This window comes from Candidatus Kapaibacterium sp. (genome assembly GCA_023957315.1).
Taxonomy (GTDB): Bacteria; Bacteroidota; Ignavibacteria; order Kapaibacteriales; family UBA2268; genus PGYU01.
Genome location: JAMLHE010000008.1, coordinates 138863 through 164037, shown reverse-complemented (window position 1 = coordinate 164037; position 25175 = coordinate 138863). Strand labels below are relative to the sequence as shown.

The window sequence follows — 25175 nt, the reverse complement described above, 5'->3', positions numbered from 1 at the left end:
GTTTATGAAACACGCAATCTTGCTATTAATATTTTTCATCAGCGTTGATACTGCAAATGCTCAATTCAAAGATAATCATGCAATATATCTAACAAGTGAATTGAACTTTGGGAATTATGTTGGAGTAGATTTCAACCTAAATTACGTTTACCAAGAACTGTATGCACTTAAAATAGGATATTCCGGTAATGTGAGCCCTGCTTCATCTACACCGGAGGATTACAGTCCCGGCTTAATAGGTTTTTTCATATTAGGATTAGGGGGTCCTTTTGACTATCTATCAAATTATCAAATTACTGTTGGAAAAATATACAAAATGAATGTTAAAGGAACCACTAGGGCAAATATTTCTGTTGGACTGGGTTATACAACAATTAACGAACCTACAAACTATCAAGGAACCGGTGATGGTATTATTGGTTCAAATTATAAATGGGATTATTATGAGTACAAAACAGTTAGCCTAATCATCAACCCAAAAATTGAATTTGCTACATCTACAATTTTTGGACCGACTATTACTCTCATGATTCAAATCAACAAAGACAGAGTTTTCTACGGACTTGGTTTTGGATTTATGTTAGGATTACTGCGGAAAGAGCTAGTGAAACCATGGCATATAAAGCAATAATTCATAAAAAAAAAAGAGTTTGCCTTGCGACAAACTCTGTACTCGGAGAGGGACTTGAACCCTCACGGGCTAATGCCCACAGGATTTTAAGTCCTGTGCGTCTACCGGTTCCGCCATCCGAGCGAAAAAAGAATACAAATATAAGGAGAAATTTTAGAATAGCAAAATGATATTTTTCTTTTGCGATTTTTACCCTTTTTTGAAACTAAATTTGTTTTGTTGCGTTATCTACTTATGGAGGTATATTATGAAAACATATAATTTAATATTGTCAATCGCCTTAATGGCATTCATCGCAGTGGGTTGTTCCACTACGAACTCATCGGATAACTATTTTGGTTATACGAACAATCCTAAGCAAGTAGAAGAGGCACCCGCTCCGGCTCCGCAACAGACTGCTGTTGCTCCTGCTCAGGCATGGACTAATCCTATGGCTGCCGGCGGTGGAGCTCCCGTTCAGGAAGTAGCTGTGCGTTCCGAGGATTTGAGACGCAATGATTATAATTACAACCAAACTGTTTATGTTCCTGTTATTGTGCCTTGGTGGTCTAACCACTATGGTTGGGTATCTACACATCATTATAGCAGACGCCATTACCATTTATCTTCCGGATATTGGGGATGTGGCTGGTATAGTCCTTGGTACGATTATCATCCTTATCACGGCAGATACTGGGACCCTTGGGCTCCTTGGTATAGCAGAGGCTGGTACTCACAACCGGTTTATGCATATTCAAACACAAAACCTAACAAACGCGACACTTATCGTTCCTTCGGTGCAAATAGGGGTTCTTATACTTATGACGACCGCAATGTTACAGGTCAATCTGCTCCACGTCCATCGGGACAATCCGAAAGGGTTTCAACCGGCTCTGCTCAAAGAGTGAGTGGTACAAGTTCGCCGATCAGATCGAGTAGCAGTAGCGATTATAACAGAACTGAAACTCCTTCAAGCTCGCCAAATTCGGTACGTTCGTCAGGCTCTTCAAATTCTGTACGTCCGTCCGGTACTCAAACCCGTAGTTCGGGTAACTCGGGGAATGTTTTCAGAGTAGTCGAAACTGAATCACGTCCTGCATCAGAACCGACCAGAACAAGTGGCGGTGGTGTAATCCGCAATGTAGGCGAGACACAGCCATCACCAACGAGAAGCTCGACAAGACCTTCTGAATCTGCTCCGGTATATCGTGACGCTCAACCAAGTAGCTCGGGCAGTAGTGCTCCGGCATCATCATCGGGTTCAGTCAGAAGCACTCCTTCGAGTAGCGGTTCGAGTTCAGGAAGTTCAAGTGGAAGAGGTAGTTCAAGTGGCTCGTCAAGGTCAGGTTCAAGTAGTGGAAGTGGTTCAGGTCAAAGAACGAGGTAAAATATGAAAAAAATTATAACTTTAATGGTTTGCCTAATTTGTGCAAACGTGGCATCTAATGCCCAATTTGTTGAAGACGCATTAAGATATGCGAAAAGCAATGCAATTGTCTCGCCAAGGTCGGCAGGTTTGAACGTAGCATTCTACGGTATCTCCGATGATGCTTCGGCTATGCTTTTCAATGCAGCAGGCTTAACGCTAATCGGCAAATCAGAACTCAATGTTGGGCTTGGTTTTACCAGAAACAATAGCGAAACAGATTATTTGAATTTTAATAATATGCTCAAGACTAATGTAGAATCAATCACAAATGCGGCGCTTGTTTCATCTTTTCAATTCGGTGCCGAAAAGCGGAATGGAGCAATCGGCATAGGATACTTTTTGGAAGATGACTTTGCCAATACTTTCAGATTCACGGGTGTGAATAATCATTATTCGATGATTGCATCCGAAGTGGACTTTGGTCCCGGAAATGCTGATGATAACTGGGCATACCAACTTTATTTGGCTGATGAAATGCAGAATGGTAGTCAGACTTCCTTTTCTACACCTTTTAGAGATAGTCTTTCGCAATCAGCTATGGTTACCGAAAAGGGAGGCTTGCACAATGTAACTGCAGCTTTCGCTTATGATGTCAACGAATTTGTGGCTTTAGCGTTCAGCATTGCGGGAAAATGGGGCAACTATGGTTATACTCGTGAGTTCAACGAACGAGACGCTACCGGCAAATATGCTAATACAAATGTAGGTGGCTATGTATTTGATAATTTGCAAACATATGAAACTCTCAACCAGAAAGTTTCCGGAATAACCGGTTCTGTTAATATTATGGCTCGCCTCGAAGAATTTTTGAGATTTGGAGCGACGATTAAATTCCCGACTTGGTATCAATTCGAGGAAGAGTTTACAGCGAAATATACTGCAAACTATCGGAACGAACAATCCCGTTTTTACGAATATGATGGCGAAAGTTCATATAATCTTCGTACTCCATTTGTTTATGCAGCGGGACTATCGGTCAATACTCTTGGCTTGACGTTCTCAGCAGGTGTCGAATATACTGACGTTACTCAAATGGAATTTAGCGACGCTTTGCCAAATGTTATGGCTTTGAATAATAATATTATTCTTGATTTGGTCGGTCAAACAACTTGGGGACTTGGTGCTGAGTACCAGATACCTATTTTCCCCGGTATGATTCGTGCAAGTTATGCTAAGACAACATCGCCATATCACCAAGACATTCCAAATGCCGGAGTCGAAAATTTTGCAATAGGCGGTAGTGTATTTGTTGGTAAAAATATCAGAATTGATGGAGTAATGCGTTGGGTCGATTATTCGGAGTTGCGTACTACTTATGCTTCACCTCACCAAATGCAACAATATTCAAGATATGTACTGACAAAAAGCCCCTTAAATATAATGTTTGGAATGGCTTACAGATTTTAATATTTCGATTCACTAAAAAATTAAAAAAGCTGCTAATATTAATTATTAGCAGCTTTTATTTATTTAATTTATACATATAATCCCTAATTAATAATAATAATAATAATTTAATTATCAAATTCTTATTCAGAAATTCCAAGTGTTTTCAATATAAAAGCATAATCAAAAGCAATTTCCTTAAATTTGGAATAGCGTCCCGAAGAGCCACCATGCCCCGAATCCATTTCAGTAACCAATAATAATAAATTATTATCAGTTTTAAATTCTTTTAATTTAGCATTCCATTTTGCTGGTTCCCAATAATGGACACGCGGGTCATTTAATCCGGCTCTGATTAATATATTCGGATAATCGGTTTTCTTGACATTGTCATATGGCGAATATGATGAAATATAATCAAAATAATCTTTTTGCTCAGGATTGCCCCATTCGCTATATTCCGCCACTGTCAATGGAATTGTGGCATCAAGCATAGTATTCAGCACATCAACAAAAGGCACTATTGCCAGCGCACTTTTGAATAATTCCGGGCGTAAATTCAGAACAGCACCAATTAACAAGCCTCCTGCACTTCCACCCTTGATAATTAATTTATCAGGACTTGTATATTTTTCATTAATTAAATATTCGGAGCAAGTAATGAAATCCGTAAATGTGTTTCGTTTTTTCATCATTTTCCCGTCTAAATACCACTGCTCGCCGTTTTCGCCACCACCGCGAATATGGGCAATCGCTATCACAAAGCCTCGTTCGAGCAAAGATAAGTAGGTATGGGAAAAGCTTGGGTCATTCGTAATGCCGTATGAGCCATATCCGACGAGCAATGTGGGATTATTGCCGGTAAATTCAATATTGCTTCGATGAACGATTGAAATTGGAATAATCGCTCCATCTAGCGCCTTTGCGAATAATCTTTTCGTGATATAATCTTTTTTGTCGTAATTGCCCAAAACAGTAGTTTGTTTAAGCAAGGTGAGCTGCCGCTCTCGCATATCATAATCAAAAACAGTTTTTGGCGTAATAAATGAACTATATGTGAATCGCATTGTGTCGGAATTAAAATCAGGCAAATCGTTCGAGTCGCATGAATAGGTCTCATCCGGGAATTGAATATAATGCTGCTCAGAGCTGAGCATATTCAATATTCGTATTTGGCTCAAACCTCCGGAACGTTCATTTATCACCAAATAATCTTTGAACGGCTCTATATTGGTGATTCTGATATTATCATCATAGGGCAGGAAATCAACCCAATTCTCTTTTTGAGCTTGGCTTTTCGGAGCTTTTACTATTTTAAAATTCAGCGCCTCATCATTAGTAACGATGAGATAATCATCCAAATATGATTCTAAATAATATTGAATATTCGGTTCACGAGCACGAATTAATTGTGGGAATGTGTCTGCTTCATTCAACGGAATAACCCAAACTTCTGATTCGTCCTTGCTCATCAATGTTATCAAGATTGTAGATTTATCTTTAGTTTTTTCAATACTCAAAAAATAAGCATTGTCTAATTCATGGTAAATTAATTTATCCGAATCTATCGAATCGCCCAAAACATGCTTCCATACTTTGTCGGCTTGTTGAATATCATTTAATGTCGAATAAAATAAAGTTTTGTTATCGTTAGCCCATTCAATATTATCGGAGGCATTTTCAATTTTATCAGACAAAATATCATCAGTATCAATTACCTTGAAATTAATTGAATAAGATTCGTAACCCTCTGAATCTGTTGAATATGCTGCGATTTCATGATTCGGGCTGACTGCAATCGAACCAATTTGTAAATATTGCTTGCCTTCGGCTAATTGATTATGGTCAAGAATGACTTGCTCGGGAGCATCCATTGAGCCTTTTCGACGGCAATAAATTGGGTATTGCAAGCCTTGAACCGTCCTTGAATAATAGTAATAATCGTCCCGCTTGACCGGTACAGATAAATCAGTCTCTTGGATTCTGGAAATGATTTCATTGTAAATCTTCTCTTGAAGTTCACTCGTATCCTTCATCTTTTGTTCGGCGTACTTATTCTCGGCTTTGAGATATTTTATGACATTGGGGTCTTCTTTGCGTCTCATCCAGAAGTAATCATCAATGATTTCAACCCCGTGAACCGTGCTTTTGTGTGATATTTTATTTGCCAGAGGAAATGATTTATTATTAGTTTTATCACCTTTAGGAGAGCTTTGCTTTTTCGATTTTGAGTCAAATTTCTTGGATTGGTGAGCGTTAACATCCGACATCGCACGCGCGAATCCGATTTTCAAGACCATTTCCAATGCCTTGACACCGTCATTAATCATATCATTGACAGTCTCATCTTCGTTTGGATAAAAATGCGATAAGACGTAGTCCGACATTCCGCCGGGACCGAAGTCTTTGCCAATTCCAAGCCTCAATCGAATAAAATTGCTTGCGTTTATATGCTCGATTACCGATGCAATCCCATTATGTCCACCATCGCTACCCGCTGATTTGAGATGAATTCTACCAACTTGGAAATTGTATTCATCCACGCAAATCACAACATTCTCGGGTGAAATGCCATATTTATTCAGCATTTTTTTGACTGCGATTCCCGAATTGTTCATATAAGTCGTTGGTAGGCAAGTATATACTTCCTGACCTGCATATTTGAATTCTGCAAATTCGCAATCCGGTCCGAATTTGAATTCAGACTTGCATTTTGATGTAAAGGATTCTACTACTCGCATTCCGATGTTATGCCGAGTTAATTGGTACTTTGAACCGGGATTGCCTAAACCAACGATAAGCCACTTAGTTTTCGTCATTGTTGTGAACGAAAATAAGACGTACTTCCCCCAATTAGCGAATAGACGTTTTTGAAGCCGTGCTTGTTCAGAATCGTTGCTGCGGTTTTGCTACGAACACCGAAAGTGCAATACACGACTATTTCATTATATTCAGGATACTTTGTTGTTATTTCATGAACAAATGTATCAATTATGGATAACGGTATATTTACAGCTCCTTCAATATGATTGCGATGGAATTCCCATTCTTCGCAAACGTCAACTAACAAAGGCGGTTCGTCATTTTCCATTACGAATTTCAAATCGTCAGCTGTTATTTTTTTGTAAGCTTTCTTTTGTAAAATTTTCTTGTACACTTAAAAACCATCCCATATAAAAATGAAAATCAACACAAATAAAAAAAAGTAATCTACAATATTGCATATAGATTACTTCAATATACGGAATTTTGGTCAATTATGCAAATGATCTTGCAAATAATTCTTCAATAGCTTTTTTGCCATTGTCTTTAAGCAGTCTGGTGCCTGTTCCGGTAAAATGTGCATTTGTAATGACCGGGTCGGTGACATTTATCCAATTTTCACGATTCCATTTGAACCAACGATTTTGCTCTTGGTCAAAAACGTAAAGAGGCTTATTGCAAATTTTGGCAAATTCAGCGCCCCATCCGGTGCCACCTTTGACAGTCTTATCATTTTGGATTTTCCCGATTACGAAAACTTCCTGACCCTTGTTGATTTGATACCAAATCGTTTGCAAAATCTTACGGAAAAGCTGAGTTTCAGGGTATTTTCGGTTCATCAAGCGCGAAGCATATGTCATACTGATATCGCCTTGCTTCAATTCTTCATGATTCAAAATTCTAATTCCACGCGTACGGGCGATTTCGTGCCCTTCGAATGAAAAATTCACTTCGTCGATTCCATATTTTTCGGCTATTCTGCCAAACTCTTCTTCGGCACCATTGGCACCACCGCTAAAGAGTATTGTGTCTTCTACTTTCAACATGTATAACTCAAATTTGTTTTAAATAACATAAACTCACTTTTTAACGTTTATCTCATGATATTCATTTAAAATTGTTGTGACTCTTTGTATTTTAGTGTATTATTATTAAATTAGATTTTTAAATTTGACATATTGAGAAAAACATGAAAATTGTAAAAATTTTAGTAGCTTTTGTTGTTGCATACTTGTTGTTTGGCAGTATGGCAGCATTTTCCGCTGATGGCGACACAGTCAAAGTCCGCACAATCGAATTTCAAGACCGCAGAGAGGGATGGTACGATTTCCCTTCGATTGACGAAGAATTCCAGAGAATTTTGCTCCATTTCACTCTTAGATGCCCACCCGGTAAGCCATGCGGCGAGTGGGATTACATTTCGAATGTTTTCGTCAGTCATTATTATGCTCCCTCATTCCGAGTCAACGGCGGCTCACCTGCAACTTATTCCTTCGTGAATGATACTGCTTGGAACTATGAGAGAATTCAGGTAGATGGCGTGTGGGAAACCAAAAAAACTGCCAAGAATTCCACAGTGCTATATTTTTACGATATTGATTCGGAAACACCGACTAAGGCAGTAGATTCGATGATTGTTTGGAATTTGTATTATGATAATTATGAATGGGATGAAAACGGCAAAGCAACTGATTCCACTCTTGTCGCGGCTGATTCGGTGATAACGTTAGCTAAAAAACGTGTGTATTTCAATGACAATGTCACAATTAGAGAACGTTATGAATTGATGAGATTCATCACGCCTTACGGCAATGGCTTAAACTTGGGTGCAGGTTTTACTTGGACATTGGACGTTAGCGATTTGAAAGATATGATAGCCGGCAGAGTGCACCTTTCTTCGCCCAATGGCGGTTGGGGAGACCCGTTTGACCAAAATGACCAAGAGGATTTGCAACTGACTTTCAGCTTCATCGAGGGCACTCCACCACGAAATATAATCAACCGACACACATATTTACAATATATTAGTGCAGTGTATGACGGAAATTTTGAATCGAAAGTTCCTGCTTTTGATTATACGTTTTCAAATGAAGAGAAGGGTGCAAAATTAATCGTCATCCAAACCGGACACGGATTTGGTGGTAACAGTGATAATTGTGCAGAATTTTGCCGAAAAGAAGCGTATGTCAAAGTGAATAATGTGCAGACTCATTCGCAATGGATTTGGCGTGATTGCGGAATCATTCCGGTTTTCCCGCAAGGTGGCACTTGGATTATAGACCGCACAAATTGGTGTCCGGGAGCAGAGGTCGTGCCTCACGAATACGAAATTACACCTTACATAACGTCGGGCAGCACAGCTTCAATCGATTATGATATGGAATTCTATAATACTCCTTGGAATCCCGGCAGTAATCGAGCACCTGTTTGGGTTTTGTCATCATACCTTGTGACTTACGGCGACCATAATTTTGAAACTGACGCCAGATTGGAAGGCATCATAGCCCCAACAAATGAACAAATGCACTTGCGTCAAAATCCGATTACGACAAATCCCATCATTCAAATTAAAAATACAGGCAAAAACCCGATTTCCACTATTAAAATCAAATATGGCAACAATCCTGATAATTTGGCAGAATATACTCATGAATTTGGGGAATCAGATCTATTAAATTTCGGCGAAGTAGCCACACTCTATTTGCCTTATAATAACTGGCTGCACGCAAGTTCGCCTAATTTATTCATCGCCGAAATTATTGAAGTCAACGGCAATCCTGATGATTACGCATCGAACAATATCGGGAAAGCCTTTTTCACGAAAAATACAAATATTTATCCGAGCAAATTCGTTGTTGATTTGACTACGAATAATTCTGAAGTTTTAGGCATTAGCTCGCCATATAATTGGGCTATTTATGATGCGAATTTCAACATTGTTAGCGAAAGAGCCTCAACGCAAAACAGCACACGTTACCTTGATACAGTCAACTTACCTGAAGGGAATTATAGGTTTATTATTCGTAATCCTGCCGGTTACGGGCTCGGATTCTGGTTTTATAACAGCCAATTAGGTTTGAATAACGGAGCTCTGAAATTTACGCGTGACGGTGCCACTATTCGTACATTCGCAGTTGATTTCGGAGATTTTATAATTCATGAATTCATAGTTGCAAATAAGCCGACTGTAATTTCTTCAATAATTGGCGATAAAATTGAATTCGCATCAGTTGGTGTCGGCGAAAGCAAAATTATTGATTTAGTTTTGAAGCCCGAAAATAATGCAGGTGTAATTATAAACGATTTATCCTTATTTTTTGCTGATAATAAAAAATTCGAAGTAAGCGAGATAATCGGCAATGGAAGTGATTTCCCGTATAATTTGGAATTAGGCGATTCGCTAATTATCAAAATTAAATTCACTCCGCAATCTGTTGGTCCCAAGACTGCTCAAATACGAATTTCGACAAATGACCAATTCAAGTCAAGCTTAGTATATAATTTGTCGGGCTCCGGCACCGACGGCACAAGCGTAGAATCTATGCAAACGCCATCATTCAGCATTACGCCAAACCCGGCAGATGACTTCTTAACAATCCATCTAAACGGCGGCAACCCTACGGTTAACCGTAGGGTTGAAAACACAGATATAAAAGTGCAGATTTATGATGTGTTGGGAATTGAAGTAATATCTTTAGAAACACTGCATGCAATGTCTGCCCAAAAAATCAATGTCTCCCATTTACCCATTGGCTTATATATCATCAAAATTGGCAATTATACACAAAAGTTTATGGTGGTGCGATGATTTTTCGTCAGAACTATGATTTATATGATTAATTTGATTTTTTTGATTTGATAATTTAATGTTTGAATTATTTGAATCATATTAATCACGAAAATCATGTAAATCATAGTTCAGACAATTATATTAATCACAATAATCAAGAAAATCATAGTTCAGACAATCACATTAATCACCTAAATCAAGAAAATCATAGTTCAGACAAGAATGAACTTGAATTTCTTGTGTAATAATTCATCCGATGACTCCCACTCATATGTGCCACAAATTTAATAAATTCAATGCATATGAATAGGGCAAGTCATCGGATGAATAAATTAATTTATCATAGTGAAACAAACACAAAAAAAATGTGTCTTTGCAATTGAGAACGATGATGAAAAATTACAAACGATATAACGACGAAGAATTGATTAGTATCACGGCAAGCGAGCCTGAGCCTGAGAAGTCGGGTGCATTTTCGGAGCTGTACAATCGCCATTGCAACAAACTGTACTTGTATTGCCGAAAGATTTTTGGTGATGGTACTTATGCCGAAGACATTTTCCAAGACACATTTATGCAACTTATTCGAAGTATCGAGAGCAAAATTGTCATCGGCAATGTGCAGGGTTATCTGCTCCGAACCGCCCGAAATCTATCGCTAAATTTCAAGAGAAACAACAATAAATTACTTGTCGAATTTGACGATTACCATGCTTATTTCACTGAGAGAAATTTCGAGGTGAAGGAACTGACTCAGATGATAGACGCAGCACTGGATTTGCTTCCCGAAGAACATAAAGAAGCGTTCATTTTGCAGGCTTACCAAGGACTAACATACAGCGAAATTGCTACACTAACAGAGGTTCCACTCACAACTGTCAGAAATCGAGTTGTAAGGGCGAAATCGAAACTGAGAGAAATTTTGTCGCCAATGCTTGAAGAAGGAAAGTAGGAGAAAAATTATGAATGAAAATATAAAATATAATGATTTGATTTATCTTGTGATTGACGGGGAGGCGAACGAAATCGAGAGCTCGACCCTTTTTGCGGCGCTCAATGATAATATCGAATTGCAAAATGAATTTCAAGCGGCGCTTAAATTAAATCGTGCTTCAGAAGCTTATGTAACTGACTCGGCTGTGCCTATCGGCGTGACTTCAAAACTGTTCAATCAAGCAGGATTAACTTATGTCCCTATGGCTACCACGACTGCTGCTAAAGTTGCAACTGGTAGTGTAATGAGTAAGTTCATGAAATCTACGCTTGGAAGCATCGGGTTCACAGTTTTGGGGCTTATTTTGGGTGCTGCAATTATGTATTTGCTGAGTGATAGCAAGAGAACTGACGAACAAAATAAAAATCAATATACCATAAATAATAGGCATATTCAATTTACTAAATCCGACAAAACGTATCCCGAAATGACTTCATTCAGCGACGAACGAGAGGTGCCAAAAGTTAAAAAGATTAAGCCGAAAGCTATCATCAATACTGAAGATTCGCAAAACGACATGGCTTTATTGGAGAATAATGCACCCAAAGCGGCTTTGAATGTTGCACCCGAAATAAATCGTTCTCTGTATGTCTCTAATCACGAAAGTCTTGATTTGCTAAAGTCAGCTGATTTTGAAGCTATGAATATGGTGAATGCAGACATTCTCCCGATTTCCAATTTCGATTTTAAAGATTGGGGCTTATCCATCGAAGTGAAAAACTCATCATACTGGAATCTCCCGAAAGAGTCTATCTATCCGAGTGAAATATCAAAATTTCATAATATGTCGGTGTCATTATTATATGATTTATCTGAAAATTGGAAAATTGGCGGCGAAGTCCGACATGAAACTTTTTACGTTAAATATTTGAGCACGGACGCTCTCCGACAGGATTTCATATTTGAGCAGCAACCGAACTTGACGAGTTATGGTGCACTTGTAAGATACTCCTTTTATAATACTGAAGCATTAAAAATCTTTGCACAAAATAATTTATCAGCTAATTATTATGGCTTAGTATTTCGGGGTTCATTAGGTGTTGAATATTATATTATTCCCGAACTTTCAATATTATGCGCTGTGGACTTTGCCGGATTATACTACAAACATCAGACGAGAACGAATACATCGGAAAAAGTTGGCATTTCTTATGGTATTAATTTTAAATTATAAATGTATAAAATGAGAGTATGAATTATGAAAAAGTTTGCTACCATTTTTGTTTTTATTACGTTTTACATATTTCAAGTACAGGATTCTTTTTCTCAAGATGTTAATTTAGGTCTAACGGTTGGAATGAATCATTTCATGCATAATTCAGACAATGCAAATTTCTCTTGGGCTGAGGGAAATATGATTGCACCTGACAAGTTAAGTGATTGGGGCAAGTCTATTCTATTTGGTTTTGTAGCAGAATTCCAGCCATCCGAAACTGCAAAAGATGCCTTCCAATTCCGTTTTTCGTACAACTCTTACAGTTTCCAAAGCGATTATAATTATACTAACAATTATAGAACAGAGAGCATGCCGGAAGAATTAATTGATTCAACAATTACAAAAACCTTTAGATATCGAAATGACTTTACCTTGAATAGTTTCTCTGTGGATTTATTGTATGCATATTATATTTTTGAAGATGTTTCTATATTGGCAGGTACAAAAATCAATTACTTCATCAGGAAAGATGTGATTGCAACCGATGATTTCATATTACCGATTCAAGGACAATTTACCGGTGTTGATAAAAAATATATTAATAATCATAGGACTATACTTATTTATCAAAATGATAATGTCGAAGAAATTTCAAGTTTTAATATAGGAGCAACAATTGGATTTCAGTATAAAATCAAGTTGAAGAGTTTAGAAATATGTCCCATTGTCTTATATAATTTTTACTCAACTAATCTTATGAATGATTTAGGATGGAAATTGACTACATTTATATTTGGTTTTGATTTTATGTTCGGTGTTTAAGTTTTTGTGAAATTGTTGTTTAAGTATAAATAAATATTAAATTTTAAATTTGAGAGAAAGATGAAAAAGTCTATTAATTTGCTTGCCCTTTTAACTTTGTTGTTTGTAGTTTCCTGCGGAGATATTGTTGATTCTGATGACAATATCAAGAAAACAGCTGTAACTTACGCAAAAGTTCTTGAAAACCAAGAAACAGGAGTGATTTTGCCTTTGAAAGTAGGGAATAAATGGCTCTACACAGTTGATGAACTTAATGAAAACGAACTTGTGTTTAGAAAAAGGGCTGATTCGATTGTAGTGATAAGCGAACTTACTTTAGACGACGGCATATGGTTCGAGGTATATTTCCCATTAATTTCTAAAAAAGAAAATGTTTTGATGACAAATACCGAAAAAGGTCTATGGGTGCGATGCGAACAATGCGAAAATAAATCATTTCTTTGGGCTGAATATCCCTACCAAAATAAATTATTTTATGTAATGGAAAAACACTTTGTAATATCAGATTCAAACGGCGATACACTTGCTGAAGATTTTGGTAGTATAGGGAAAACTGCCCAATCAGCTTCTATTAAATTGTCAAATGGTCAAGAATATGAAACAATTAAATACGATGTTTTCGCAATAAATAAAGAAAAAATGATAACACAACTTCATCTTGGTGATGAACATTACGTTCCGGATTTCGGATTAGTATCATCATACATCAAGCCATATTCCAAAATGATTGGCGAAAATTACGAATTAGTTCAATTTATAAATGAAGAACAAGAGGATAAATCCTGTGTATTTGATGAGTATATCAACTTAGGTGAAATTCGTAAAGATAGCCTTGTAACAATTTCAAAAGAAATCATAAACACAACAAATAATAGCTTCAAATTAAAAGGGATTGCAATTATTCCGGCAACCGAAATAATCAGCTTTGGAAAGTTTAAACCTTCGATGCATGAATGGCTCAATGCATCGCTCAAACCCGGACAAACACAATCAATTGAAATAAAAGTCACTCCCGACAAATTAGGTGAATTTTCCACCACAGTTATGATAATATATTCAGACCTAAATAAGTGCTTTTATAATATATTAATTGAAGGTACTTGTATAGAGTAGCATTTTTATTAAATCAATTATCCGATGACTACGGTCATCGGATGAATACAAAGCATTTGCCCGCAGGCTTCATCAAAATAGGTGATAATATAGAGAAATTTGTGAAGTGGTAAGGCTTTGTCTGAACTATGATTTTTGTCTGAACTATGATTATTTTGATTAAATTGATTATTATGATTTTATATTGAGTTAAATCACATTAATCACAAAAATCATGCAAATCATAGTTCAGACTACATAGCAATTCATCCGATGACTCCCTCAGATTTGCCACAGCTTCATTTAAACCAATTCATCTAAAAAGCGCAAGTCATCGGATGAATAAAAGAATTTAAGAGCTTCTAATTCACATAAATCATAGTTCAGACTTCATATTAAAACGGTGCAGTTACCGATAAGGCACCGCCGGTTCTACCCTTGGCGTTTGGACCAATGCCAAACCGAACATCAAATGACCAATAAAGTACATTGCTAAAAAATGTTGGTATGCGAGATAATCCAAAACCTGCTTCAGAATAACCGGCTGAACCAGTTTCTCGGTAAAATGAATTTGAATTGTTGTAATATTCGCCATATGTGCCACCGATTGTTAGTTCAGGACCTCTGCCTTCATATGTTGGAAGTCCAATCCATCGCCACCAAATATCAGATAAATTATAAAGTGCTTGAACCGAATAATATTTATTTCCGCCATAAAACCCAAGTGGTGCTGTATAGAAATTACCCACATTGTTCAAAATAAATAGCCTCGTAGCCATGCGGTGTTGGTATTGGACCGGAGTATCGTCTGTTGCTATACCACCTGAAAGTGACAACATGAGTTTCATCGCTCCATATCCTGTCTGAAATGTCGGAATTGAAACAATGAATCTGCCACTAATACCACCAAAATCTGTTTCAGTTTTCGTTTCCTGACCTCCGAAAGCATCAATATTGATTTCGGCATCAATCGTTTCAGGAAGCATAATTGGAATAATTTTACCATAAGCAATGATTGAGCGCAAGATTCGATAATCACCATCAATTGCTTTTGGATGATTTCGCCATTCATAATCCTCAAAAAGAGATGCATTTGTAGTTTTATCAAGTGAAAAATTTCTTGAAAATTCCGCACTTAAAGCGAATTTAAGATTTTTGGAACTTATATCCAACCCTAATCCAAATCCATCGTTTTGATAATAGTCGTTATAATCCTCATGAACGAATGCAGCCGCTGCAGTATTGAAAAGTCGGGGATACTGACCTATGGAATGCCCGAACTCGTCCTGAACTGAAAAAACTTTACCACTAAATATGAAATCCGCACCTGCCATTTTTAAAGGTGGCAATTCCAACTGAACGCTCCCAAAAACATCCTGCAGCCCAAAACTAAAATAACCCAAAGTATTTAAATTAAATCCATATGCTTCCAAACTTGGTTTCAATCCCAAAGAAACAGAAGAAACCCTGTTGAAATCTATATAAGGTATCATCCAGCTAAAATTGACATTGCTTTGGGTTTGAGCGGTTTGAACAGAATCAAGCGCTACGGCACTTTCAACTTTCGCATAAATCTCAATTTCTCTATCGGACAATTCACGCATCGAATTTTGCTCCCAGAATAAGGAGTCTCGTGTATCAGCAAGCGAAGAAATCCTTATGCTACGCTTGCTCATATCTTTTGTATAAAAAGAATCCGGCAGGACTACATTTATTTTTGCATCACTAAAAATACTTGTTGCTTTTACATCCGTCGAGAAACCTAATATTCCTTTGACAACATCAACTTTGGCTTTAGCACTTACCTCAAGAAATGCCGGATACCAGACTTTTTCTTCAGATTCGCTGTACTTTTGTTTTATTACAAGGTTTTGAAAAAATGGAATTGCGGTTGTAGAACTTGGGCTAAGTTCAAGTTCTACGATATTATATGTTTCTTCCACTATTCGAATTTCACCTTCAAACCGAGGGTAAATATCTGACTTCGGCTCAACATTTAATACATAAATATATCTATCATTTTGGTTAATTCTATCTTTTAATGTGAAATTATAATCAGATAGGGCAGAAGTACCAATGGGAGAAGGCATTGTCGTTTTCAGAAAAGTAATATCATCATCGTAAAAACTAACAAACTGAGTGATTGCCATAATATTCTGTTCAGATGGAATATTTGCAGTTTGGCGGCGTTTATTTATAGTCGCTTCGCTAATATTTTTCTCATAATCCTTTTGAACTGTTGAAAATGTTTCCATAATTATATATTTTTTACTGTCCGAAGGCTCTTCACTTCCACCTATACCAACTGATGCACCCATAGACACTTTTCCATCTTCACTTGTATTAATTGAAAGCAGAGAACCATCAAGTTCCATTACTAATTTTGAGTATAGCTCACCCGAAAAAGTGCGTAGCTTTTGCACATTTTCATTCCGTTTCTTCACAGCCCTTTCTATTATTTGTTCTGGAGTAATCGCAGCCGTTACATTCACATTTCCGGTAACCACCGGAACAGGTTTGAGTTTGAATTCCAATTTCTCCGGCTTAACTTTAACTATCAACGAGTCTGAGCTATAGCCCAAGGACCGCACAAGCAGTGTTTCGCCTTTGTTTACACTTAGTCTGAAAAATCCTTTAGATGATGAGTAAGTACCTCGGTTTGTTCCTTCAATTCTGATGCTCGCCCCGGGAACAGCCTTGCCGTTCGTGGCATCAATGACATTCCCTTCAACAACAAAAACCTCGGCAGAGTAAATAGTCGAAATATTAAACAAAATGGTAGCAATGATCAAAGTTACAATTTTCATTCTATTCTCGTTTTCATTTCTAAATAATTCATATTACGGATGGTGTATAAATTAGTTGCAATAATAGTTCAGACTATTGTTTGTTTCAGATTTTATGATTAGTTTTGAAAGAAAGCAATATTTGTTTTGTTGAAAATAAATAGGAGACCTAACAGTGAAAATGTTCTTATCCTTGATAGTAATTTGTGTTTTATTTGTTATTTCATGTGATTCCACTACAGAACCTACCACTAAACCTATGATTTATGGTACTTTCGTAGATGCTGACGGTAATCCCTTAGCTGATGCTGAGATTTGTTTGATTCCTGATAGAATCTCAAAAGCAGTAATTGGCAAGATTGCATTTAGCGATGCTCCAAAGCCACCTATGCTTCAAGTTGTCGAACTTCAGTATTTTACTGCAAACAGGAAGGATGGACATGTTGAATTGGAATGGGCTACTTCAAGTGAGCAAAATTGCGACCGTTTTGAAGTCATGCGTGCCGTAATGAAAGATAACAAGCCCGATGTTTATACGAAAATTGCAACTGTTCAAGCAAAAGGGACAAGTTCGACACCCTCTTCTTATTCTGTGACAGATGAAAATATAGTTCTCAATAATTCTTACTTTTATAAATTAAAGATTATTGATAAGGATGGAAGTTCAGTAGAAACTGACGAAGTTTTAATGGTAAATTTTGAAGCTCTTATTGAAATGAAAGCAAATCTACCTAATCCCTTTACCAATTCAACATCTATAATATACAAATTGCCCAAATCAACTGAAATCAAGTTCAATATTGTTGAAAAAAGTACAGGAAACCAATATTATGATTTGAAAATGCACGCTCCGAGCGGAAATCATATGTATGAATGGCATCCATATCTTGACGAAGCAAATAATAATTTCACTATACTTCGCCCGGGTGTTTTCATGGCTAATCTAATTACTACAGATACTACAATATCTATCGGAATGATTCTTGATTTTATATTTATGGAATCTAATTGCGAAATTCCTCTCCATATTGTTAAAACTGATAAAGATGGAAAATTTGAGATTGATTGGAAATGGGTACCCGAACTTGCAGAATATTATCGAGTAGCTCATGATGGTTCTGTACTTGGAAAATTTATGTATGGTGATAGTGGTGAAATCATTGCCAGAAAATTTGTTTCTGAAAATGATAACACTAAAAAATACTTAATAGGACGGCATTCTTTTGTCGCTGATAGAAATGGAAAATTGAAAATAAAGCTCACAGCTAAAGAAGTTGAAGTTCAAAAGTAATATTTTGACATTATGACAATTTACTCTCAACGAACTTCTTGATTTTGGGCAATAACAACAGGCTCAATAAGATTCCGATTGCATCCGCTGCGACATCCCAAAAATCACACATTCTGCCGGGTACAAAGTGTTGGTGGAGTTCGTCACTCAAGGCATATAAAATTCCTATTATCGCTACTGCGAAGTAAGTTTTTTTAAGTGTCAGATTTGGTTTTTGAGCTACAACCGCAAATTGCAACAATATTCCGAATATAAAATATGCAGTAAGATGTAAAATTTTGTCTTGACCCATGATTGCATCCGAAACAAAGGGAACTTGGTGTATCGAAGACATCACAAAAATTGCAATTGCCATCATGACGACCGGCAATGTAAAAATCAGTTTTTTATTTATCATTATTCTATTTCTGTGCTTATAATAGATTTGAAAGAGCCCGGCAAATAATCAATAATCGAAGATGCTGTAAGGGTGTATTCATCATTTTCCATTGAATACAAATCTCCGGCTCTCGAATGTAAATATGCCGCCAATGCAGTCGAATGCAGCAAATCATCGGATTGTGCCGCTAAAGTGCCGATTATTCCGCTCAGTACGTCACCGCTACCGGCAGTTGCCATTCCCGAATTTCCCCCCAAATTCAAAATAGTGCTATCACCATTTGTAATAATTGTGGGGTGTGACTTTAAAAGAAGCGTACAATTTTGTTCGAGAGAAAATTTCTTAGCAATATTCATTATATCATTTTGAATCTCCTCAACGGGCAGATTCGCCAATTTGGAAAATTCGTATATGTGTGGCGTAAGTATTATATTATTATTTAACTCAATGTCATTGCTGATGATTCGCAATCCGTCTGCATCTATCACAATAGGTGTTTCAGGAAATTCAGCTATAATCTCATTCAGCATTTTCAAAGTTGAATCATTCGTTCCAATTCCGGGACCAATTACAATAGAACTTGCCTTTTTGCAACGACTGAGGATTAAATCTTTGTTTCCGGGCGAAATTGTTCCGTCAGAATTTGATTTCAATTTATATGCAATGACTTCGGGCAAAAGTGCCGGATGAATGTTTGGCGTGAGCAACTCAACGAGACCTGCTCCTGACTTAATCGCCGAATTTGCTGTTAGTGCAGCTGCTCCGGGCATTGAATCCGAACCCGCAATGACAAGGACTCGTCCAAAATCAAATTTGTCACTATTTTGATTACGAACGCCAAGAATTTCACTTGCCGATTCATCATCCAAGCACATATAAGCATCTGCGTGAGGTGAATTTAGAGGTGCTCCGAGATTGCAAACAATGATTTCACCGCAATGATTGGGCCCATCTTGCAGATACATTCCCAATTTTGAGGCAAACATAGTCAAAGTGATTTCGGCACTGAAAGCATCAATATGTGCCCGTCCCGTATCGGCATTCAATCCTGCCGGTACATCAATTGCGATTTTCATTGCATCGGCAAAATTCAAAAGTTTTAGCAAATCCGGAGTATTGCCGCGAAGATTTTCATCAGCTCCAACGCCTATTAATGATTCAATCACGACATCCGATTCTTTCAGCATATCAAATATGAAACTATGCTCAAGATTTTCATACATTGGAATTTGCATTTTTCGGACTATTTCGTAATTGCTTCTTGTTTCGGCACTCATCTTGTCCGGCGAACCAAAGAGGAAAATCTTGATTGATTCGAATCCATTCACATGCAAATGTCTCGCCAAAGCCAAACCATCTCCACCGTTATTTCCTGTACCGCAAAATATTGCAATACTTTCTTCTATTAAAACTCTTTCTCTTATCACTTCAAATGATGCGCGTGCTGCATTTTCCATCAAAATCTGAGAGCTGATGCCCAGACTTTCGATTGCGTAAGCATCTGCTTTGCGTGTTTGCTCGATTGTTAAAATATTTTCCATGCCTATTTGACGTTTAATGACTCATAAATTTTGGAACTTTCTTTTAAAAAAGTCGTATATCTTGTATGGATATGACGATATAATGAGGGGAAATCGTTTGATTTTGAATATTGATGATTTTTTTCTTTAGGCTAAACCAAATGTCGGTATAATTTTTGTAATTGATTAATAACATTTGTTGGATTTGCGAGTCTAAAGCTTAATATAATGTTCAAAGGAGAAACCGATGATTGATGAAAAATTGAAGATACAGACCAAAAAAAATGAAGATATACATTGTGTGTATCTGAATGGCTATCTTGACGCTCACACAGCACCAAAACTCGAAGAGACCTTCCAACGAATAATTAATGATGGAGACTATAAGATTTTGGTCAACTTTAGCGAGTTGGACTATATCAGCAGTGCCGGTTTGGGTGTATTCATGGCATACATCGAAGATGTACGCAATAATGGTGGCGACATCAAACTAACTTCGATGAAGGATAAAGTCTTCTCGGTTTTTGACTTGCTCGGTTTCCCGATGCTTTTTGATATTGATGCTGACGAGCAAGACGGAATTGCGAAATTAGCGAATAATCAATTTAGATGAAAGCTGATAATTCACATAACAACTCTATTTGTACGGCTGGTGACGCAGTTGAACTTTCGCGTATTCGTGACTTTGTCAAATCTAAAGCTGAAGTCTTCGGTTTCGGCGATGGCGATTGCAATAAAATAGTGCTTGCGGTGGACGAAGCCTGCTCAAATTTGATTGAACACGCTTACCGAAAAGATGCCTCAAAACTACTCTGCGTTGAAATTGATTCATCAGATAAGGACTTCATCATCAAAATTTTGGACAATGCAACACCCTTTGACCCTTTGAATGTACTTCAAACCGATATGGAGGAGTATTTCAAAACGCTCAAAAGAGGAGGGCTTGGCATCAAAATCATGCTTATGGTGATGGACGAAATCCTTTACTATCCTTCAAATGAACAGAATCCTGTCAATACTTTAATCCTAAAGAAGCATTTAAACTAAATAATATCATTAAATATTCGTAATTTTGTATGAGATGTATTTGTAAAATTTTACAAAGGTTTTATGAAATTTGTTATAATGTTTGGGGCTATAATCTTAGCGGCACTATTCGCTGCAATTGGTGGTTACACTAAACCCAAAGCTTTATGGTGGAAAGTTATCGCAATCCTGATGGTCGCATTCGCTCTGATTCTGACTATTCTACCGCCTGTATCCGGCAATCTTGCTACTGCTCGCTATATCAAAGAGGGATTTTACGAAAGCCTCAACCTTCATATCACTAATAAAACCGAGAATCATTACTTCGACGCCCAATCAGGCAAATGGTTTGTCTATTTCGGCGACAAACCCGCTGACCTTTCCGACCCTTCGGTAGTGAATTTCAATCGCAAGTTGGTCATACATTCTAAAGAACTTCCACATGGATTTTCCGAAGATTCAGAATTAGTAATCAAAGCCGGGTACGACAAAGAGAACGATGCCATTAAATTTATCGAAACTAAATATGTCAATCCTCTTTTCGATTATCCTTTTGTTCCCAATTTGGACGAGCGAATCAAAATCTTGAATCTGCATGTGCCAATGGCTTGGATAGCAGTAATAGCTTATTTGATGTCTATGATATATGCCATTCGATATTTGAAATCGGGCGATTTGAAATGGGACATCAATACTGCATCTGCTGCAGCCTTAGGCAACCTTTTCGCAATATTGGCTACTGTAACGGGTATGTTGTGGGCAAAATATAATTGGGGTACATATTGGAACTGGGACCCTCGTCAAACGTCTATATTTGTATTGATATTGATTTATGCAGCATTTTTTGCTCTCAGAGCTGCGATTGATAACCCGGAGCGTAGAGCCAAACTCAGCTCAGTTTATTCAATCATATCCTTTGTTACAGTGCCTTTTTTGGTCTTTATTTTGCCAAGAATGTCAAGCGGCTTGCATCCCGGCTCTGCCGATGATGTCAATGCAGGACCACTTGTTTCAGCACAGCCAAGTGCTTTGGATACTAATTTAGTTTGGGGCTTTGGGTTGGCTTTGTTTGCATTTACAGTCATTTACTTCTGGCTGTTCAATATTTTAGTCAGAATGAACATTATTAAGAATAAATTGAGTTAAGGATTTTAATATGGAACAATTTCTGCATGATAATTCGCTCTTTGTAGTACTTGGAATCGCATTGATTCTATGGTTCGGCTTAGGTATTTACATGTTCTCTTTAGATAAAAAAGTCAGTAAATTGGAAAAACAAATCGCAACAAACAAAGAATAGTTGCATTGACAGTACGATTTTCTGCGTTTAGTTGGAAAAAATGTGTTATATTACATTGTAGTAATATTGTAAATTAAGGTAAATTATGAAAACAAAATATATAATCGGAATCGTTGCGGTAGCAATATTTGCCGCACTCGCTATATTCTCTTTCGATTCTTCTAAAATCGAATATGCAAGTTTCCCCGAAGCTAAAGACAAAGCAAAAGTTGTCCAAGTTATTGGTTCATGGGACCAAACCGAAGGACAAGAGTACAACTCCGAAGCTAATACTTTTTCTTTCTCGATGGTTGATGAACTCGGCAACAAAGCTCGAGTGGTAAGCACAGGCTCAAAGCCAAATAACTTCGACGTTGCTCCTATGGTTGTAATCAAAGGTAAATTCGAAGGTAACGATTTTCATGCGTCCAACATTCTTACAAAATGCCCTTCAAAATACGAAGGCGAGTTTGAAGAATTGGAAGGAACACAACTTTATAAAAATTAATTTTTCAGAAATTTCCTGAGATAAAATATATGTTTGGTAAAATTTTAATCATTTTGACAGTGCTTTTTGGCTTACTGTCAACTATTCTCTATTTAGTTTCCTACAAGAAAGACCACTTACGCAAGTTAGGTAGGATATTTTACTATTTGATGACCGCAGGAATCGTGGGAGCAAGTATTTATCTGCTTGCCAACATCTTGGGGCACAACTTCCAATTCACTTATATTTGGGAGTATTCTTCCACCGAACTGCAGAATTACTTCTTGGTTGCCTCTTTTTATTCTGGGCAACAAGGCTCATTCATGCTATGGATGATTGTTCTTGCTATCGTCGGACTGTTTCTCATAAACGGTACCAAGAATAATGGATATGAATCATTAGCAATGGGATTCTTCACATCCATAATTTTCTATATTGCATTGATTTTAATCTTCAAAAGCCCATTCGATTATGTTTGGGAAACATTTTCAGGCGAAGGACTCGAAGCCGGGTTTATGCCGGCAAACGGGCGAGGGCTCAATCCGATTTTGCAAAATTATTGGATTACAATTCATCCGCCGATTCTATTTATTGGCTATTCGATGATGGCTGTGCCTTTTGTATTGGCATTAGCCGCTCTTATCAAAAAAGAATACAAAACTTGGATTGACATTCTGATGCCGTGGGCATTATCCGGAACTGCCATCTTAGGTTTGGGCATCATGCTCGGTGGTTTTTGGGCATACGAAACATTAGGTTGGGGTGGTTTTTGGGCTTGGGACCCGGTCGAAAATTCATCACTTATTCCATGGATGATAGCCGTTGCTTTGGTGCATACCTTGATGGTTCAGCGTCGAACCGGCGGATTAATCAAAACGAATCTTATTCTGGGAATGCTCTCTTTCATTTTTGTGGTCTATGCAACGTTTTTGACTCGCAGCGGTATCTTAGGTGATACTTCAGTTCACTCATTCGTTACTCCCGGGGCAATCGTATATACCATGTTGATATTTTTCCAAATCACCTATTTAGGACTTGGAATTTTCTATATCGCATATAGATTCAAAGATATTAATAAGTATCTGAGTAAAACCACTATCAAAGATTTCTCTAAAGAATATTCCTTGACATTAGGTTCGATACTGATTTTAGCTATGGCTGCTATTGTAATTATGGGAACAAGTTGGCCCGCAGTTGCAGAATTATTCGGACAACAAAAAGTAGCAATCGAAATATCGGTCTATGACAAATTCGGAACTGTCTTTGCAATTGTTTTCCTTCTCATCAACGGTTTTTCACTATACCAAAAATGGATGATTGGCAATTTGAAAGATGTATTCGGCAAAATCATACTTCCATTTATAGCTTCAGCATTACTCGTAGTATTGCTTGCATTCATGGGATTAGACAGCTTTAATTTCATTTTGCTCACATTTGCCGCAGTTTTCTCACTTCTCACAAATCTCGAATTTTTGATTAGAAATCTCGCTAAAAATCCCAAAAAGCTTGGTCCATACCTTTCTCACTTTGGTGTTGCATTCTTGATTTTAGGTACCGTTGCAAGTGGGGGGTATGAAGCCACTCAGCAAATTAGATTGACTGAAAATCAGACAAAATCTGCTTTCGGTTATGACTTCACATTCATCGGGAAAAATAGAATCGAGCAAGAGTTCAAAGACAGAGAGAAATACCGATACAATGTATCTATTAAAAAAGGCAATGAAGAAAAAGTAGTCGGACCAATTATTTATTGGAGCGATTTTAATGAATGGAAATCACCATTCTTAGAACCCGGCGTATTCGTAAAAGTCGAAAAAGATATTTATCTGGCTCCAAAAGCTGTCGAAGCGGCACATACTTCACCAGAAGCATACCTCCGTAAAGCCGAGTCAACATTAGTGCCGATTGATTCGAGTCTCAGAATTTCAATCACAGGATTTGATTTTGACCAAGTATCAGGCGTCAGAGGAAATACTGCAGTAATAGGAACTATTTTGAAAACTCAATTTGCTGACGAAAGTTCACGAGCGGACACGCTTTATTCGATGTTGGACGTAACTACTTGGGAATCGCAGCCAAATTGGTATCAAATCCCCGATACAGAAGTTGAAATTAGCATGATTAGACTCGTTCGCGATATGAATGATGTCCAAAATACCAAAGCACACTTAGTATTCAAAAAGGCAGGAATGCCTGAACCTGAACCAATGGAAATTTTCACATTCGATGTTACAATCAAGCCTTTCATCAATCTTGTTTGGCTCGGAACTATTCTAATCGTGGTAGGATTTTTGCTACCGATTTCGAAGTACACGGCAAAAGGAAGGAAAAATAATATTACTCAAGAGTAATATGTAATTGTTTT

The 25175-nt window shown here is 37.4% G+C and carries 21 protein-coding genes and 1 tRNA gene; 15 read left to right on the top strand and 7 right to left on the bottom strand.

The genetic code is table 11. The annotated features are described in order from the left end of the window. The first annotated feature begins 4 nt into the window (after window positions 1-4). Window positions 5-631 carry a hypothetical protein gene (locus M9949_10245; protein ID MCO5251784.1) on the top strand — a complete coding sequence of 209 codons (627 nt, stop codon included), beginning with the start codon at window positions 5-7 and terminating at the stop codon, window positions 629-631. 39 nt (window positions 632-670) lie between these two features. Here M9949_10245 and M9949_10240 read toward each other — a convergent pair. Continuing rightward, window positions 671-754, bottom strand: a tRNA-Leu gene (locus M9949_10240). A gap of 124 nt (window positions 755-878) precedes the next feature. Between M9949_10240 and M9949_10235 the strand changes: the two genes are divergently transcribed. Together M9949_10235 and M9949_10230 are read left to right on the top strand one after the other, a co-directional pair. Beyond that, complete coding sequence (locus tag M9949_10235) at window positions 879-1997, top strand: hypothetical protein (protein MCO5251783.1); 1119 nt, start codon at window positions 879-881, stop codon at window positions 1995-1997. Window positions 1998-2000: 3 nt separating this feature from the next. Further along, a complete protein-coding gene (locus tag M9949_10230) occupies window positions 2001-3446 on the top strand; it encodes a hypothetical protein (GenBank protein ID MCO5251782.1) in 1446 nt (481 codons plus the stop codon). Between the two features lie 122 nt (window positions 3447-3568). On the opposite strand, the gene pth is transcribed toward M9949_10230, so the two are convergent. The 3 genes from pth to M9949_10215 all read right to left on the bottom strand — a co-directional run bounded on the left by pth (window position 3569) and on the right by M9949_10215 (window position 7234). Then, window positions 3569-6244 (bottom strand): aminoacyl-tRNA hydrolase, encoded by a 2676-nt coding sequence (gene pth, locus M9949_10225; protein MCO5251781.1) that lies wholly within the window; start codon window positions 6242-6244, stop codon window positions 3569-3571. Further along, window positions 6241-6582: a rhodanese-like domain-containing protein gene (locus tag M9949_10220; GenBank protein ID MCO5251780.1), complete on the bottom strand. Its 342-nt coding sequence runs from the start codon at window positions 6580-6582 to the stop codon at window positions 6241-6243. Before M9949_10220 ends, pth begins: the two co-directional genes overlap by 4 nt. Before the next feature lie 100 nt (window positions 6583-6682). Then, complete coding sequence (locus M9949_10215) at window positions 6683-7234, bottom strand: hypothetical protein (protein ID MCO5251779.1); 552 nt, start codon at window positions 7232-7234, stop codon at window positions 6683-6685. A 143-nt stretch (window positions 7235-7377) separates the two neighbouring features. On the opposite strand from M9949_10215, the gene M9949_10210 reads away from it, so the two are divergent. From M9949_10210 to M9949_10190, 5 genes are all read left to right on the top strand, one after another. Continuing rightward, entirely contained in the window at window positions 7378-9996 is a 2619-nt protein-coding gene (locus tag M9949_10210) for a T9SS type A sorting domain-containing protein (protein MCO5251778.1), read from the top strand. Between the two features lie 370 nt (window positions 9997-10366). Further along, entirely contained in the window at window positions 10367-10930 is a 564-nt protein-coding gene (locus M9949_10205; GenBank protein MCO5251777.1) for an RNA polymerase sigma factor, read from the top strand. A 10-nt stretch (window positions 10931-10940) separates the two neighbouring features. Continuing rightward, window positions 10941-12146: a hypothetical protein gene (locus tag M9949_10200; GenBank protein MCO5251776.1), complete on the top strand. Its 1206-nt coding sequence runs from the start codon at window positions 10941-10943 to the stop codon at window positions 12144-12146. A gap of 135 nt (window positions 12147-12281) precedes the next feature. Next, on the top strand, window positions 12282-12950 hold the full coding sequence (locus tag M9949_10195) for a hypothetical protein (GenBank protein ID MCO5251775.1): 669 nt from the start codon (window positions 12282-12284) through the stop codon (window positions 12948-12950). A 60-nt stretch (window positions 12951-13010) separates the two neighbouring features. Continuing rightward, entirely contained in the window at window positions 13011-14063 is a 1053-nt protein-coding gene (locus M9949_10190) for a hypothetical protein (protein ID MCO5251774.1), read from the top strand. A 374-nt stretch (window positions 14064-14437) separates the two neighbouring features. Here the strand turns inward: M9949_10190 and M9949_10185 are convergent, their stop codons facing one another. Beyond that, complete coding sequence (locus M9949_10185) at window positions 14438-16849, bottom strand: DUF5686 and carboxypeptidase regulatory-like domain-containing protein (protein MCO5251773.1); 2412 nt, start codon at window positions 16847-16849, stop codon at window positions 14438-14440. Between the two features lie 154 nt (window positions 16850-17003). On the opposite strand from M9949_10185, the gene M9949_10180 reads away from it, so the two are divergent. After that, window positions 17004-18119, top strand: coding sequence for a hypothetical protein (locus M9949_10180; GenBank protein ID MCO5251772.1), 1116 nt, complete (start codon window positions 17004-17006; stop codon window positions 18117-18119). Between the two features lie 10 nt (window positions 18120-18129). Here the strand turns inward: M9949_10180 and M9949_10175 are convergent, their stop codons facing one another. Together M9949_10175 and M9949_10170 are read right to left on the bottom strand one after the other, a co-directional pair. Continuing rightward, window positions 18130-18516 carry a VanZ family protein gene (locus M9949_10175; protein MCO5251771.1) on the bottom strand — a complete coding sequence of 129 codons (387 nt, stop codon included), beginning with the start codon at window positions 18514-18516 and terminating at the stop codon, window positions 18130-18132. After that, the gene (locus tag M9949_10170; GenBank protein MCO5251770.1) at window positions 18516-20039 is read right to left on the bottom strand and encodes an NAD(P)H-hydrate dehydratase; all 1524 of its coding nucleotides are present in this window, start codon (window positions 20037-20039) and stop codon (window positions 18516-18518) included. Before M9949_10170 ends, M9949_10175 begins: the two co-directional genes overlap by 1 nt. Window positions 20040-20265: 226 nt before the next feature. Here M9949_10170 and M9949_10165 point away from each other — a divergent pair, with 226 nt between their 5' ends. From M9949_10165 to ccsA (M9949_10140), 6 genes are all read left to right on the top strand, one after another. Continuing rightward, window positions 20266-20631, top strand: a complete 366-nt coding sequence (locus tag M9949_10165; GenBank protein ID MCO5251769.1) for an STAS domain-containing protein — start codon at window positions 20266-20268, stop codon at window positions 20629-20631. After that, entirely contained in the window at window positions 20628-21065 is a 438-nt protein-coding gene (locus tag M9949_10160) for an ATP-binding protein (GenBank protein ID MCO5251768.1), read from the top strand. Before M9949_10165 ends, M9949_10160 begins: the two co-directional genes overlap by 4 nt. A gap of 63 nt (window positions 21066-21128) precedes the next feature. Beyond that, window positions 21129-22190 (top strand): cytochrome c biogenesis protein CcsA, encoded by a 1062-nt coding sequence (gene ccsA, locus M9949_10155; GenBank protein MCO5251767.1) that lies wholly within the window; start codon window positions 21129-21131, stop codon window positions 22188-22190. Between the two features lie 10 nt (window positions 22191-22200). Continuing rightward, on the top strand, window positions 22201-22344 hold the full coding sequence (locus M9949_10150; protein MCO5251766.1) for a CcmD family protein: 144 nt from the start codon (window positions 22201-22203) through the stop codon (window positions 22342-22344). A gap of 85 nt (window positions 22345-22429) precedes the next feature. Beyond that, window positions 22430-22831: a cytochrome c maturation protein CcmE gene (locus M9949_10145; protein ID MCO5251765.1), complete on the top strand. Its 402-nt coding sequence runs from the start codon at window positions 22430-22432 to the stop codon at window positions 22829-22831. A gap of 29 nt (window positions 22832-22860) precedes the next feature. Further along, window positions 22861-25161: a cytochrome c biogenesis protein CcsA gene (gene ccsA / locus M9949_10140; protein ID MCO5251764.1), complete on the top strand. Its 2301-nt coding sequence runs from the start codon at window positions 22861-22863 to the stop codon at window positions 25159-25161. The last annotated feature ends 14 nt before the right edge of the window (window positions 25162-25175 follow it).